General features: G+C 73.2%; 14 protein-coding genes and 3 tRNA genes. 5 read left to right on the top strand and 12 right to left on the bottom strand.

Annotation, left to right across the window (positions count from 1 at the left end):
* Positions 1–20: 20 nt before the first annotated feature.
* Positions 21–764: an enoyl-CoA hydratase/isomerase family protein gene (locus FXF50_RS13310; protein WP_148427657.1), complete on the top strand. Its 744-nt coding sequence runs from the start codon at positions 21–23 to the stop codon at positions 762–764.
* A 56-nt stretch (positions 765–820) separates the two neighbouring features.
* Here FXF50_RS13310 and FXF50_RS13305 read toward each other — a convergent pair whose 3' ends face one another.
* Entirely contained in the window at positions 821–2,170 is a 1,350-nt protein-coding gene (locus tag FXF50_RS13305; protein ID WP_148427655.1) for an ABC transporter substrate-binding protein, read from the bottom strand.
* A gap of 166 nt (positions 2,171–2,336) precedes the next feature.
* On the opposite strand from FXF50_RS13305, the gene FXF50_RS13300 reads away from it, so the two are divergent.
* Positions 2,337–2,726, top strand: coding sequence for a hypothetical protein (locus FXF50_RS13300; RefSeq protein WP_091315731.1), 390 nt, complete (start codon positions 2,337–2,339; stop codon positions 2,724–2,726).
* Positions 2,727–2,756: 30 nt separating this feature from the next.
* Positions 2,757–3,464 (top strand): DUF2786 domain-containing protein, encoded by a 708-nt coding sequence (locus FXF50_RS13295; RefSeq protein WP_148427653.1) that lies wholly within the window; start codon positions 2,757–2,759, stop codon positions 3,462–3,464.
* 10 nt (positions 3,465–3,474) lie between these two features.
* Here FXF50_RS13295 and FXF50_RS13290 read toward each other — a convergent pair whose 3' ends face one another.
* On the bottom strand, positions 3,475–3,990 hold the full coding sequence (locus FXF50_RS13290; protein WP_187399655.1) for an SRPBCC family protein: 516 nt from the start codon (positions 3,988–3,990) through the stop codon (positions 3,475–3,477).
* Between the two features lie 195 nt (positions 3,991–4,185).
* Here FXF50_RS13290 and FXF50_RS29840 point away from each other — a divergent pair, with 195 nt between their 5' ends.
* Positions 4,186–5,154 carry a hypothetical protein gene (locus FXF50_RS29840; RefSeq protein ID WP_255510023.1) on the top strand — a complete coding sequence of 323 codons (969 nt, stop codon included), beginning with the start codon at positions 4,186–4,188 and terminating at the stop codon, positions 5,152–5,154.
* Between the two features lie 97 nt (positions 5,155–5,251).
* On the opposite strand, the gene FXF50_RS13280 is transcribed toward FXF50_RS29840, so the two are convergent.
* Complete coding sequence (locus FXF50_RS13280) at positions 5,252–6,469, bottom strand: low temperature requirement protein A (protein WP_187399654.1); 1,218 nt, start codon at positions 6,467–6,469, stop codon at positions 5,252–5,254.
* Between the two features lie 204 nt (positions 6,470–6,673).
* On the opposite strand from FXF50_RS13280, the gene FXF50_RS13275 reads away from it, so the two are divergent.
* Complete coding sequence (locus tag FXF50_RS13275) at positions 6,674–7,087, top strand: VOC family protein (protein WP_148427647.1); 414 nt, start codon at positions 6,674–6,676, stop codon at positions 7,085–7,087.
* 467 nt (positions 7,088–7,554) lie between these two features.
* Here the strand turns inward: FXF50_RS13275 and FXF50_RS13270 are convergent, their stop codons facing one another.
* From FXF50_RS13270 to crtI, 9 genes are all read right to left on the bottom strand, one after another.
* Complete coding sequence (locus FXF50_RS13270; protein ID WP_148427645.1) at positions 7,555–7,815, bottom strand: hypothetical protein; 261 nt, start codon at positions 7,813–7,815, stop codon at positions 7,555–7,557.
* A 155-nt stretch (positions 7,816–7,970) separates the two neighbouring features.
* Positions 7,971–8,984 (bottom strand): hypothetical protein, encoded by a 1,014-nt coding sequence (locus FXF50_RS13265; RefSeq protein ID WP_187399652.1) that lies wholly within the window; start codon positions 8,982–8,984, stop codon positions 7,971–7,973.
* Between the two features lie 220 nt (positions 8,985–9,204).
* A tRNA-Phe gene (locus tag FXF50_RS13260) sits at positions 9,205–9,278 on the bottom strand.
* 75 nt (positions 9,279–9,353) lie between these two features.
* Positions 9,354–9,427: transfer RNA gene (locus FXF50_RS13255), tRNA-Asp, on the bottom strand.
* Positions 9,428–9,459: 32 nt separating this feature from the next.
* Positions 9,460–9,532 (bottom strand) — tRNA-Glu (locus FXF50_RS13250).
* A 155-nt stretch (positions 9,533–9,687) separates the two neighbouring features.
* Complete coding sequence (locus tag FXF50_RS13245) at positions 9,688–10,482, bottom strand: polysaccharide deacetylase family protein (protein WP_148427643.1); 795 nt, start codon at positions 10,480–10,482, stop codon at positions 9,688–9,690.
* A 76-nt stretch (positions 10,483–10,558) separates the two neighbouring features.
* Complete coding sequence (locus tag FXF50_RS13240; RefSeq protein ID WP_148427641.1) at positions 10,559–11,506, bottom strand: MerR family transcriptional regulator; 948 nt, start codon at positions 11,504–11,506, stop codon at positions 10,559–10,561.
* Positions 11,496–12,101 carry an isopentenyl-diphosphate Delta-isomerase gene (gene idi / locus FXF50_RS13235; RefSeq protein ID WP_148427640.1) on the bottom strand — a complete coding sequence of 202 codons (606 nt, stop codon included), beginning with the start codon at positions 12,099–12,101 and terminating at the stop codon, positions 11,496–11,498. Before idi ends, FXF50_RS13240 begins: the two co-directional genes overlap by 11 nt.
* Positions 12,098–13,579, bottom strand: a complete 1,482-nt coding sequence (crtI, locus tag FXF50_RS13230; protein WP_187399651.1) for a phytoene desaturase family protein — start codon at positions 13,577–13,579, stop codon at positions 12,098–12,100. The genes idi and crtI overlap by 4 nt, the downstream gene beginning before the upstream one ends.
* Positions 13,580–13,587 lie beyond the last annotated feature (8 nt).

Here is a 13,587-nt window from a genome sequence, read left to right as displayed (position 1 = left end):
GCGAACGAAAGGCGGGCACAGTGAGTGGGCTGCGGATCGAGGAGCTGCCGGACCGGCTGGTGGTCACCCTGGACCGGCCGGAGAAGCGCAACGCGATCGACGCGGACCTGATCGCCGAGCTGCACGCCGTCTGCGCCGAGCTGGAGGCGCGGCCCCGGCTGCTGCTGCTCACCGGCGGGACGGAGGGCATCTTCGCCGGTGGCGCGGACATCGCCCAGCTCCGCGAGCGCGGCCGGCTGGACGCGCTGGCCGCCATCAACCAGGCCGCCTTCGCCCGGATCCGGGCGCTCCCGATGCCGACCGTGGCCGCCGTCGACGGCCCGGCGCTGGGCGGCGGCGCCGAGCTGGCGTACGCCTGCGATCTGCGGGTGTGCACGGCGCGGGCGGTGTTCGGCCAGCCCGAGGTGCGGCTGGGCATCCTGGCCGGCGCCGGCGCGACCTACCGGCTGCCCGCGTTGGTCGGGGAGGCCCGGGCCAAGGAGCTGCTCTTCACGGGCCGGCGGGTGGACGCCGACGAGGCGCTGCGGATCGGGCTGGTCAACCGGGTCGTGGCCGAGCCGGTGGAGCTGCTGCCCACCGCGCACGGCCTGCTCGACGAGATGGCCAAGGGTTCGGCTCTGGCGCTGCGGCTCACCAAGCTCGCGGTGGACGCCCCGGCGGCCGCGCACCCGCAGCTCGACCTGCTCAGCCAGGCGGTGCTGTTCGAGGACGAGGAGAAGCACCGGCGGATGACCGAGTTCCTGGAGCGGCGCCGCTCCCGCTGACCGGCGGACACGACGAGGGCCGCACCGGTTCGCCCGGTGCGGCCCTCGTCGTCGTCTCAGTTCCGGATCTGCACCCCGGCGTCGGCCAGGTCGGTGATCACCTTCGCCGACTCGCCGAAGCCGATGAGCAGCACGGCGTCCGCCCCGTAGTCCTTGATCTCCCTGGCCCCGGCGGCGAAGTCCACCGGCGGCGGGGACGCGCCCTCCGGGGGCACGTACGAGAGCAGCTTGACCTTGTCGGCGCCCATTCCGGCCCGCTCCAGCTCGGCGCGGACATTCTCCTGGAGGCCCTCGCCGTAGGAGTCCTTGCGGGCGACGATCGCGATCTTGTGCGGTCCGTCACGCATTATCACGTCGGCCAGCGCCCGACCCTGGAGGCTGTCCGGCGGCGCGGTGCGGAAGTAGAGGCCCTTGTCGTCCACGGTGCTCAGCCCGGCGTCGGTGTTCGACGGGGAGAAGAGGATCCGGCCGGCGGCCACCACGTCGGGCAGCACGGCCCGGGAGATGCCGGACGCGCCCGCGCCGATGATGACGTGCACGCCCTGCTGGACGTGCGAGGCCACCGTCGCCTTGGCCACCTTCGGGTCGGTGCCGTCGTCGCCCTCGATCCAGGTCACCGGGTCGCCGAGCGCGCCGCCCGCCGCGTTGATCTCGCGGATCGCCAGCACCGCGCCGGCCGCCATGGGCGGGTACGCGATCGCCAGGTCGCCGGTCTTCGGCAGCAGGCCGCCGAGCACCAGCGGGGAGCCGTCCTCCTTGTAGGACTTGGCCGGACGTGACTTCCGGCCCCGCGGCGGCGTCTTGGTGCTGGCCGACGAATCGCTCCCGGCGCCGACGAACTCGGTCTTGCCGTCGTCGATCTGCCGGTCGTCGAAGTGCAGGGTGGCGTAGCTGGCGGTGGCCGGCTCGCCGACGTCGGTGAATCCGGCCCGGTTCAGCGACACCCCGCGGTACTCGATGTCCTGGCCGGCGCGGGCCAGCTGGAGGCAGGTCGCCACCTCCTCGCAGCGCTGGCCGCCGGTGGTCACCCCGACGATCTGCTTGGCGATGTCGCCCGGCTCGGTCGTGCCGGCGAGCTGGGCGGCCAGCGCGCTTATCACGACCGCGTCGTAGGTCTCCCCCGAGTAGAGGTAGTCCTGGAGCTTCGGGTCTACGGTGCGTAGCCGATCCTTGAAGCTCTCGGGCAGCGGCGTGAGCGGGGTGGTGCCCTTCATGCCGTTGATGAGGTCCGCGCGGTCCTTCAGCCCGTCAGCGTACGAGTTGAGCATGTTGCCGTCGGTGCCGTAGAGGCGCACCTGGGTGTTGGCCGCCTCTTCGGGCTTGTCGCTCCCGCAGGCGCTGGTGGCGAGCAGGAGCGCCGCGCAGGCCGTGGACAGGGCCGCACGCGACGCGCGAGTTCTGAGCATTGTCGTCCTTCCTCCGGCGAGGGTCCGCTGCGCACATTAGCGTGCCGGCGCGGCGCGCGGGACCGTGGAGGTCGGTCCGTCGGCACCCCGACTGCTGGTATCACTCTGTGTGATGGCGGCGCTGTTCCGGGGTCACCGCTTGACCCCCGGAACTACTGTTCGACAGGTGAGCGACGAGGCACAGCAGACGCTGGACGATGCGACCGCCGTGCTCCGCTCGGCGCTGGCCGGTGACGGGGCCGGCGTGGTGGACACCTTCGACGCCGTGGTGGACCGCTCCGGGCTCGCCGGGGCGTACGGGGTGGCGTGGTGCCTGGCCGCCACGATGGTCGGCGACGACGCCCCGGGGGGCGGGGCCGTGCTCGACTTTCCCGGCATCGACCAGGCCGACTACGACACCCGCTGGGTGGCCCGCTTCGTCAGCGCGTACGCCAACGACGACGCCGACACCGGCGAGGCGCTGTTCGGGGCCGCGGCGGCCGACGGCCTGCTGCCCGACTGCCTGCTCACCCTCGCCGGCTCGACGGTCGCCACGTTGCGCAGCCGGGCCGGCTGACCCGTCCCCGCCCTGTGATAGCTCTGGTGCATGTCCGAGGCGATGCTGAGCAAGGTCCGCAAGCTGCTCGCCCAGGCCGAGGACCCGGCCTGCACGCCCGCCGAGTCGGCCGCCTTCATGGCCAAGGCCACCGAGCTGATCGCCCGCTACGGCGTCGACCGGGCGCTGCTCGCCGCGCGGGAGCCGGCCACCGATCCGGTCGGTGACCGGGTCGTGGAGGTGGTCGCCCCGTACGCCCGGGACAAGGCCGGCCTGCTCGCGGCGGTCGCCGAACCGCTGCGCTGCCGCTGCGTACGCCGCCGGCAGGGCAGCGGCTTCGACCTGCACCTGTTCGGCTTCGCCAGCGACCTGGAACGGGTCGAGCTGCTCTTCACCTCGCTGCTGGTGCAGGCCGCGCACGGGCTGGCCGGTGCCGCCGTGCCCGCGGGGGAGCATCCGGCCGCGTTCCGGCGTACCTGGCTGGCCGGTTTCGCGCACGTGGTCGCCGAGCGGCTGCGCACGGCCGAGGCCGGCGCGGTGGCCGAATCCGGGGCGCCCTCGGTGGCGCTGGTGCTCGCCGACCGCTCCGACCGGGTCCAGCGCCGGCTCGCCGAGGTGTACCCGCGGCTGCGTACCGCCCCGCGCCGCCGGCTCGCGGGCAGCGGCTTCGGTCCGGGCGCGGCCGCGGGCCGCCGGGCCGACCTCGGCGGCACCGGGGTGACCGGCGCCGGAGCCCCCACGAGGGGCATCGGCGGCTGACCCGCCGTGGTCAGTCGGTGGCGCGGGTGACGGTCGCCAGGTAGCGGCAGAGCAGTTCGTGCCAACCGGCGGTGAGCGCCTTGCGGTAGCCCTCGGCGGCCTCGCCGTGCCGGTCGAAGTAGCGGTGCTCGACGTCCACCCGGGTCAGCTCCGGCCCCTCGGGCTGGAAGAGGACCTCGACCTCGCTGGCCCGCGCCGGATCCGGCACCGGCACCCGGTCCGGCCCGATCTGCCAGGTGAAGACGAGCCGCCGGGGCGGATCCCAGGTCAGCACCCGGCCCCAGTCGCTCCGGAAGCCGTACGGGCCGATCTCGTAGAGCATGCCGCCGGCCCGCGGTTCCATGCCCAGTTCGGCCAGCGCCTCCGGCCCGGACCAGGTGTATTCGCGCACCCACCAGTCGGCCAGCGACCCGGTGAACACGGCGTACGCCCGGTCGGCGGAGGCGGGGGCGAACAGTGTGCTGCGGAGGGAGAAACGGTCGAATTCCTGGTGGACCTCATCCGGATCGGCCATCCCCTGTCCCATAGGCCCGGACCATACCGGCTCATGCCTCGCTGTGCAGCTTTCCTCTTCGCCCGCTTCCGGACAGCGGGAGAACGTTTTCTGGACAGCGCTCGGGCCGTACTGCCCCCTTCACGGACGGCCAGGGATGGCGGGCCGGAAACCGGGTAACCGCCCCTGATCCGGCCGAGGGGGCGGGGCCAGCGGGGAGCGGGGAGCATGAGCGAGAGCGGAGCGACGGAGCGGCAGCCGGACCCGACGAGCGGGCGGCCCGCCCACCGGGGCGCCGGCGAGTCGGAGCCGGACGTCCTGCTCGACATCCCCGAGGTGACGGTCGACCAGATCCGGCTGTCCGTCGAGGGGCTCGACGCCGACCTGTCGCTGCGCGCCCGCCTGGCCAACCTGCTCCAGCTCGACGCGGGGGTCCGGGTGCACCTGGAGGGCGTGGAGCTGGACGTCACGGGCGTCAGCGCCGAGGCGCTGCTCAAGGTACGCCTGGAGAAGCTCATGCAGATCCTGGACCGCGCGCTGAGCACCATCGACCGGAACCCGCACCTCATCGACGCGCTGGCCCGTTCGGTCGGCGGCAGCATCGACGACGTGAACCGGGCGGCGCAGCAGCTCGCCAGCGCGCCCGTCGTGGACGAGAGCGGGCAGCGGATCGGGACGGTGGGCGCGGTGGCCGACCGGGCCCTGCGCGAGGGCGTCGGCCGACCCTCGCCGCCCTCCCCGGGGCGGCCGGGCGGGGCGCGTTCTCCGGAGCCGCCCACCGGCGCCCAGGGGCCGTCGAAGAGCCCCGAAGAACGCCCGCCGTCCACCGGGAAGGGTGCCGGCCAGGCGCCCACCGGCCCCGGCAAGCCCCCCAGCTCCGGGCAGGCCCCGGAGGCCGGTCCTGGGCAGGCCCCGGAGGCCGGGAAGCCGGCCGGTCCAGGGCAGACCCCGGAGTCGGGGAAGCCGGCCGGCTCGGGCAAGACCTCGGAGTCGGGGACGCCGGCCGGCTCGGGCAAGACCTCGGAGCCGGGGACGCCGGCCGCCGCCGGGAAGCCGGAGGAAGCGGAGAAGTCGCCGGGTGGCCAGCCCGGGCCGGCGCAGCTCGCCGGGCAGGCCGGGGAGACACTGTTGCAGGCCGGCCGGAGCGTCTGGGAGGCGATTCAGAGCGGCATGGGCCAGCACCGCCCGAAGCGGTAGCCCGGGAGGCCACCGCATCTGAGCGGTCGGCCCCGTGAACCATTGCGGCCAGCCCGCCGAGCCCGTACCCCTGTCCCGGCCTCTCGTGCCGAGCGAGTCAGTGCGCCGGGGAGGGAGGCTCCTGGGGACGGCCGGCGGCGTGGCGGGCGTCGGCCAGGGCCACGCCGAGCAGGACGAGCGCGGCCACGACCCCCGCGGCCAGCGGCGGGGCGAGGTGCAGGGGAACGGCGGCGACCGCCAGTGCGGCGATGGCGACGACCCGGCGGAGCGAGAGCCGGTCGAACACGACGCGTTCCAGACGGATGCGCCCGTAGAGGAACAGCGCCGGACCACCGAGGCTCGCGAGGAGCCATGCCGGCTCCGGTGCGCCGTCCGGGTGCTTCAGCATGACCTCGAAACCGACGGCGGTGGCCACGATGCCCAACACCATGACGACGTGCGCGGTGCCGATGGCGAGGCCGGCGGCATCCCGGTCTCCCGCCGCGGCGACGGTCTCGGCGAGGACCTGGCCGGAGCGGTAGAAGTAGATCCGCCACATCAGCACCGTCGACAGGAACGCCACCACGAGCCCGGCGGCGGTCGCCACGGTGACCTTCTGGTTGGTCAGCGTGGTGCCGACGGCGAGCACGGTTTCCCCGAGAGCGATCAGCAGGAACTGCTGGTAACGCTCGGGCAGGTGGTGGCGGCTGTCCGTGGCCCAGGCGCTGACCGGCGAACGGGCCATCCCCGGCACGGCCCACCGCAGCTGCGCGCCCAGGTAGTCGATGATCACGGCGGTCGCCCACAGGGCGGCCCGGGCGCCACCACTGACGGCCGCGCCGGCGAACCAGAACACCGCCGAGACCGCGCACCACAGCAGCGACCGGAGGTAGAGCTGCCGCAGGGGGTGGCCGCGCAGCGCGGGCATCAGGATGAGCGGCCGGCCGCACAGCAGGATCACGTACGGCAGCACGAACGCCCAGCCGCGGCCCACGAACGCGTACGGCAGGGACGTCGACATGATCAGCAGCCCGAACGCGCTGGCCAGGACGATCCACTGGATCTTGCGACGGCGGGGGTCGAACCAGCTGGTGATGTGCGCGGTCGTGATCCACAGCCAGATCAGCGGCAGTGACAGCACCGGCAGGAAGGCCATCGCCCGCCACCGGACGACCAGTTCCTCGCTGACGATGTCCCGTGCGACCCGGGTGACCACGCCGGCCAGGGCGAACACCAGCACCAGGTCGACGAACAGCTCCAGGAAGTTGGCCTGCCGCACGTCCTCGCGCCGTTGCAACAGGTCCTGACTCCGTTCACCGCCTTCCGGACGTCCCATACCGCTCATACTCGCCCGCCCACCTCCGGCAGACCCGAGGTTGAGCGTGGTGCACACGGAGGGGCGGTAGGCAGGCCACCTGGGCGGCGACCGGCGACCAACCGGTCAGGAATCGAGAAGCACCGGGGAGGGGGCCGTTCGTAGCGTGATCCGCGTGCACGTCATTCCTCAAGCACTCGTTCCTCAAGCACAAGGAGACAAGGCATGAAGGCGAACGTCAGCTCGATCCTGCTCGGCGTCCGGGATCTGGCCCGGTCCAAGCAGTTCTACACGGAGGGCCTCGGCTGGAAGATCAAGGACGACTACGGCATCTCGGTGTTCTTCGAATCCGACGCAGGCTCCCTCGTCGGCTTCTACCGTCGGGAGGGCCTGGCCGGCCAGGTGGGCGCCGACCCGGAAGGCAGCGGCTTCAGCGGGCTCGTCCTCACCTACGTCGTCCGTAGCGAGGCGCGGGTCGACGAGATCATCGCGGAGGCCGAGAAGGCCGGCGCCACGATCCTCAAGCCCGCCGGCGCCCTGCCGTGGGGCGGGTACGGCGGCTCCTTCGCGGACCCGGACGGCTACATCTGGAGTCTCGGCTACAGCGCCCAGGGCACGGACCAGCCCTACGCCGAGTAGCCGCGCGGGCCGGACGCATCGATCTTGGAGACTTTCCGTTCGCGGCTCGCAAAGCGGGCCGTGCCGGCCCGGCCCCGGCCTGCTGGCGACCTCCGGCCGGCATCGGCCGGGCCGGCCGGCCACACTGACGGAGATCCGCACTGATTAGCCGACCGCAACCAAACAGTCCTCGGCCTTAACGCCAGCAAGATCGCAGATCGCCATGTCTGCTTCCCCCTCGGATCGGTGCTGCTGGATCACCTGCCCCCGCGCTCACCAACGCGATCATCGCTCGTCTCATGGCGCGGGATCTTATCGGCCCAGGTCCGGCACCATCACGGGCCATCCACGGGCCAGTAGCCGGGGTGGGCAGTGGTCACGAGGGGGCGCGAGGCGCAGCCGCGCCGACTGCCGACCGCAGCCGTTTCGGGCATCACAACCGGTTGAGCACGCTCTTCCAAACTGACGGTGCGGCGAAGGCGTAGCGCTTACTCGTAGAAGCATCCGGCGTGCAGGGCGTCCGCCAGAAGCTGCCAGGTCGGTTGTGCCGGGAGAGGGTGGCCGGCACGCTTCTGTAGACGGCTTCGGTCCTGTAGGTACGCCGCGCACGCCTCCAAGTAGCGGTCTGTGGTCATGTTCTCGACGGCGTCTGGATCGCGAGCGACATCATCAGCTATCCACCGCAGCCAGGTAACCAAGTCGTCCAGGCTGTCGACCCGCTTCAGCGGGCGGTTGTCGTCCTCAGCCATTGCCGCCTCTCCTGCATCCCGCCGCCATACAGCCATCCGTACACCTTGTTTCCGTCCGGGGAGGCTGGACGGTCTACGACTGCCCGACGAGGAGGTCCGCGCAGCCCCTTGAGGCGCAAGGTTCCAGCCCGCCCCCCGCTCGGCAGGCGGCCGGCTCAGCCACCCCTGCTGGCACTTGGGGTAGTTCCCGGCTCCGGGGCGGTCGGAGACGGGTTGGAGGTGGTACTTCCAGTCGCCTCGACAGGCCACGGCACAAGGGGTTCGGGCTCCGGACGATCGGGTTGCGCTCGAAGGAACAGGAGGAGCAGGGCGGCACCCATCACGACGGGGGTCAGGACGGACGCGACTGTTACCACCACCGTGATTCGAGTGCTGTTGCGAGAAGGCTCCAGGGTCTTGATCCCCGCTTCGGCAGACATGTCGGGAGAGTCGGTGGTGGGGTCGGTCCGGTTCTGTGGCCACCGGAGGGCGTACACGCCCACCGGCAGGAGGACGAGCCATAACGGCACCAGCAGGGGAGCGAGCGCCGGCCAGACGGGCCACACCGGCTCGCTGAATCCCCTGGGCAAGGCCGCCCAGGTGAACGCGACGCCGGGGAGTAGGCCGACCGTCACCAAGGCGCCCACCAGCAGGGGTACGGGTGGACGTCGCCGTGCCAGCAGCCCGAACAGCGCCCCGCCGCTGGCGGCGCCGAGGAGGGTGCCGGTGATCGTGGCGGCGAGGAACTTGGTGGGCGCGGCCGGTGCGACGGTCAGCCTTGACGCGCCCGCCGAGTGGCTGAGCGTGACCGTCAGTCCGTCCCTCTCGGCCCGCCAGTCGTCGCACGCGTAGCCCGGCACGCGGCCGAGACGCTGCCACCCCTGCGTCGGCGCGTTGCGCCGCAGCTGCTCGGAGAGCGCGCAGTCGGCGTCGTCGTACCAGAAGTTCACCTGACCCGAGCCGAGGTCGTCGGCAGCGAAATCGACGCCCCACCGGGAGCCATGCACGACCCGATCCGAGTTGCCCAGCACCGCCTCGGGCAGCAGCTCCGCCGCGACGCTCCGCGCCTGGTCGTAGCTGGGTGGCGTGACGCCGCGGCCGCCGTACCAGGAGCCGACACTCAGGCCGACCGTGCCCAGCAGCACCGCGCCGAGCAGCAGCATCGCGACGCGCCGCAGCCGATGCACCACCGGCCCACCCCCTGTCACAGTGCGGTACAGGCTAGCCCCGGCCGTCTATCCGTGGTGGGAAACTTGATCTCGCAATTCTTCGGTCGCCGCGCTGGACGCGTCAGCGGGATTCCGGGGTCAACGAGGGTCAGAGCGGACAGGCGGGATTCCGGGCGCAACGCAAGAGCGCCGACCGGCGTTTCCGCTGGTCGGCGCTCTGGTAGCCCGGCGAAAGGCTATGTGGCCAGGGGCGGGGTCGAACCGCCGACCTTCCGATTTTCAGTCGGACGCTCGTACCAACTGAGCTACCTGGCCGTGCTGCTCGGCTCATGCTACCGCACAGGCCGATACGCAGAACGCCGCGCGTGAAGGGCGCGGCGTCAGCGCTTGCGGTCCTGACGGGACTTGAACCCGCGACCTCCGCCTTGACAGGGCGGCGAGCACTCCAACTGCTCCACAGGACCTGGCTGGTGTTGCATCCGGCTGAGCCGGACCGTGCCCCCAACGGGATTCGAACCCGTGCTACCGCCTTGAAAGGGCGGCGTCCTGGGCCGCTAGACGATGAGGGCGGCCCCGCCATCATTGCACACTCGCAACTTCAAGCGGACTTGCTCCCATCCGGCCCCGCCGGAGGCATGAGAAGCATATGCCATGCCTCCTGGGTCGGCCAAACCGGTATGGCCACCCGCACACTGCCGGGCGAAACCGCAGGTCAGAGGCGGTGTCATCGGAGCCGGGAGATCCCGTACCGCCGTTTGAGGTCCGGAATCAGGTGCCGGCAGGCGGCCATCGTCTGGGTGCGGTCGCCGCCCGCGTCGTGCATCAGCACGATCGAGCCGTGGTGGGTCGCCGCCGTCACCCGGTTGATGATCGTCTTCGCCGGCGGGTGGTCCCAGTCCTGCGGGTCGACGCTCCAGTGGAGGGGGCGCATGCCGAGCTGGCGGGCCACGATCAGCTCCTCGGCCGTCCACCGGCCGCCGGGCTGGCGGAACCAGGTGATCGGCGCGTGCGGCGCGGCCGCCCGGATGGCCTGGTTGGTGCGGACCAGGTCGGCCCGGATCTCGGCGAGCGGCCGCCGGCCGAGGTTGATGTCGTGGTGCCAGCTGTGGTTGCAGAGCTGGTGACCCTCGCGGACGATCCGCGCCACCAGTTGCGGGTAGCGCCGGGCCTGCTTGCCGACCAGGCAGAAGGTCGCCGTGACGTGGGCCGCCCGGAGCTGGTCGAGGATCTGCGGGGTGAACCGGGGGTCCGGCCCGTCGTCGAAGGTCAGTGCCACGCCCCGGTCGCCGCTGGTGCGGTGCAGCCCGGCGGGCAGGGTCTTCGGCAGGGGGCGCAGCTTCGGCTTCGGCGGGGTGGTGCGGCTCGGGCTGGGCCGCGGGGTCGGCGTCTTCGGCGGCGTCGGGGCGGCCGAGGCGGTCGGCGGGGCGCCGGCCTGGGTCGGGGTCTTGCCGGGCTCGCCGCAGCCGGCCAGGAGGAGCATCAGGCCGAGGGCGAACGCCAGCACGGCGCGTGGGCGCATCGTCGCTCCCGAGAGGGGGTCGGGTCGGGCGGACTTTCCGACCGTAGTGGACGTCGCGCCGAATGGGGAGGGCCCCTCAGCCTGTTGTGGACTGGCCCAGGGAGTCCCGTACCGCCACGGCCAGCGACAGCGCCTCGGCGAGGTCCACCGGCCGGACCACCCCGGCCGGGAGGGTGTCGGACCGCCAGCCCGGCCCGGCGGCGAGCACCAGCAGCGGCCGGCGCGGGGCGGCGAGCACCGCGGTGAGCTGGTCCGGGTCGGCCGTGGCCCGGGTGTGCGACCAGAGCACCACGGCCGCCGGGCCGGTCCGGTTGACGGCCTCGAGCAGGGCGGCCACCGGCACCCGGGCGCCCAGCATCCGGTAGCCGACCCCGGCCTCGGCCAGGGCGGCGGCCAGCGCCTCCAGGGGCAGCGTGTGCTGCTCCTCGTCGGCGCAGGAGAGCAGGATCCGGGCGGGTCCGGCGGCGGCGTGCGCCCGGGCCACGGTGGCGAACGCCTCGGAGACGCACCGGGAGACCAGGTGCTCCACCTCGACGAGCCCGCCGGTGGCGGCGTGCCGTTCGCCGATGCCGGCGAGCACCGGCCTGAGCAGCCCGTCCCACGTCCGCACCACACCGTCGGTGGCGAGGGCGTGCGCGACGGTCTCGCCGATCGCCACCGAGTCCAGCCGCATGGCCGCGCGGGCCATGCCACGGGCCACCGGTCCGGCCCGGCCGACCGGGATCGTCGTCCCGCCGCCGTCCCGGACCGCCGTGTCCCGCCGCTTCGGGCCCACCTGCTCGGCGGGCAGGACGGCCGGCGCCTGCCGGGCCCAGCGGGCGGCCTCGGCGGGAGCGACCCCCTCCGCGGTGAGCCGCCGCATGATCTCCAGGCGCGCGAGGTCGGCCGGCGTGTAGCGCCGGTGGTGCCCCGGCACGTGCTCGCCGGGACCGAGGCCGTAGCGCTGGTGCCAGGTCCGCAGCGTGGTGACCGCGACCCCCAGCCGGCGCGCGACGGCCCCCGCGCTCAGCGCCTCATCCGCCACCCGACCGCTCCGGTACCTCGTTGTCCGGCGCGCCCGCCCGGGCCGCGTCGACGGCGGGACGGGCCGGCCGCAGCAGCCGGTTCACCACCCCGCCGAGCCAGGGCGCGTACGCGCGGGGGTCGGCGTCCAGCTCCTGCTCCAGCTCGCGCGGGTCGACCCAGCGCAGGGTGGCCACCTCGTCCGGGTCGGGCCGGATGGGCAGGTCGGCCGGCACGTCGGCGCGCAGCACGTGGTCGTACTCGAATTCGACCCGACCGGTGGCCGGGTCCTCGGCGTAGTAGACGTAGACCCCGACCTCGGTGAGGTCGACCGGCTCGACGCCGAGTTCCTCGGCGAGCCGGCGGTTGGCGGCCTCGACCAGCGACTGGCCGGGCAGGGGGTGTCCGCAGCAGGCGTTGGCCCAGCGCAGCGGGAACCGGGTCTTCACGGCGGCCCGCTGCTGGAGCAGGATCCGCCCCCGCGGGTCGACCAGCAGCACCGAGAACGCCCGGTGCAGCCGTCCGGGCGGCTGGTGGGCGGTGGCCACCGTGGTCTCGCCGAGCACGCGCCCGCCGTCGTCGACCAGCTCGACCAGGTGCTTCTCCCGGGCCGTCATGACATCGTCCCGGTGATCCGCGAGGCGGCCAGCTTGCCGCTGATCAGGACCATCGGGACGCCCACCCCGGGTTGGGTGCCGGAGCCGACGAAGACCACGTTGCCGAGCGTCCGGTGCAGGTTCGAGGGGCGGAACGGGCCGGTCTGGAAGAGGCTGTGCGCGGCGGCGAACGGGGTGCCGGCGGCCATGCCCTGCGCCGCCCAGTCGGCCGGCGTCACCGCCCGCAGCACCTCGATGCCGTCGCCGAAACCGACGTAGCCGCGCTCCTCCAGGGTCGCCACGAGCTGGTCGGCGTAGCGGCGGGTCAGGTCACCCGGCCAGTCGAAGGGCGCCCGGTGGAGGTTGGGCACCGGGGCGAGCACGTAGTAGGTGTGCCGCCCGGCCGGCGCCACCGACGGGTCGGTCCGGCTCGGGTTGGTCACCAGCAGCGACGGGTCGGTCATCAGCTCGCCGCGGCGGATCACCTCGTCGAACGTGCCCTTCCAGGACCGCCCGAAGTGGATGTTGTGATGGGCGATCCGGCTGTAGCCCTGCGTCGAACCGACGTGCAGCACCACGCAGGAGGGCGAGTAGGTGAGCGTGCGCTGCCGGCTCTCCGGCAGCAGGTCCCGGTAGGCGACCGGCAGGTCGGGGTTGAGCACCACGACGTCCGCCGGGACGAACTCGCCGTCGGCGGTGACCACGCCGGTGGCCCGGCCGTGCGCGGTCTCCACCCGGGTCACCGTGGTGCCGTACCGGATCTGCACGCCGTGCTTCTCCGCCGCGCCGGCCATGCCGCGGGAGACCGCGTGGATGCCGCCGCGCGGGAAGCACACCCCGGCCACCGAGTCGAGGTACGCGATGACCGCGTAGATGGCCAGCGCGTCGTGCGGCGCGAGGCCGGCGTACATGGCCTGGAAGGAGAAGATGCGCTGGGTACGCGGGTCGCGGAAGAACTGGTTGATCTTCGTCTGGAGTCGCCGGAAGGCGCCGTTGGCGAGCAGCCGGAGCAGGTTGCCGGTGAGCAGGTCGGTGGGCGCGTCCAGGTTGCGCTCGATGAAGTCCGTCCGCTCCCAGCGCCACAGGTCCCGCGCGTAGTCGACGAAGCGCAGGTAGCCGTCCGCCTCGCGGGGCCCGCAGACCCGGGCGATCTCGGCGGCCATCCGGGTGGTGTCGGTGATGACGTCGAGCGTCGACCCGTCCGGGTAGTACGCCCGGTAGGCGGGGTCGAGCGGGGTCAGGTCCAGCCAGTCGTTCAGCTCCTCGCCCACCGCGCCGAGCGCCTCGGCGATCAGGTCGGGCATGGTGAGCACGGTCGGTCCGGTGTCGAACTCGTATCCGTCGACGCCGAGCCGGCCGGCGCGCCCGCCCGGCACCGGCTCGCGTTCCAGCACGGTCACCTGCCGGCCGCTGCCGGCCAGGTGCAGCGCGCAGGCCAGCCCGCCCAGCCCGGCGCCGACGACCACCACCCGGTCGCTAGGCCCGCTCACGGTGCGCATCCCAGCCT

The sequence above is a fragment of the Micromonospora sp. AP08 genome (assembly GCF_008085935.1).
Taxonomy (GTDB): Bacteria; Actinomycetota; Actinomycetes; order Mycobacteriales; family Micromonosporaceae; genus Micromonospora; species Micromonospora chersina.
Note: the sequence above shows the minus strand (reverse complement) of the source record. Positions and strands in the feature narration are given on the sequence as shown.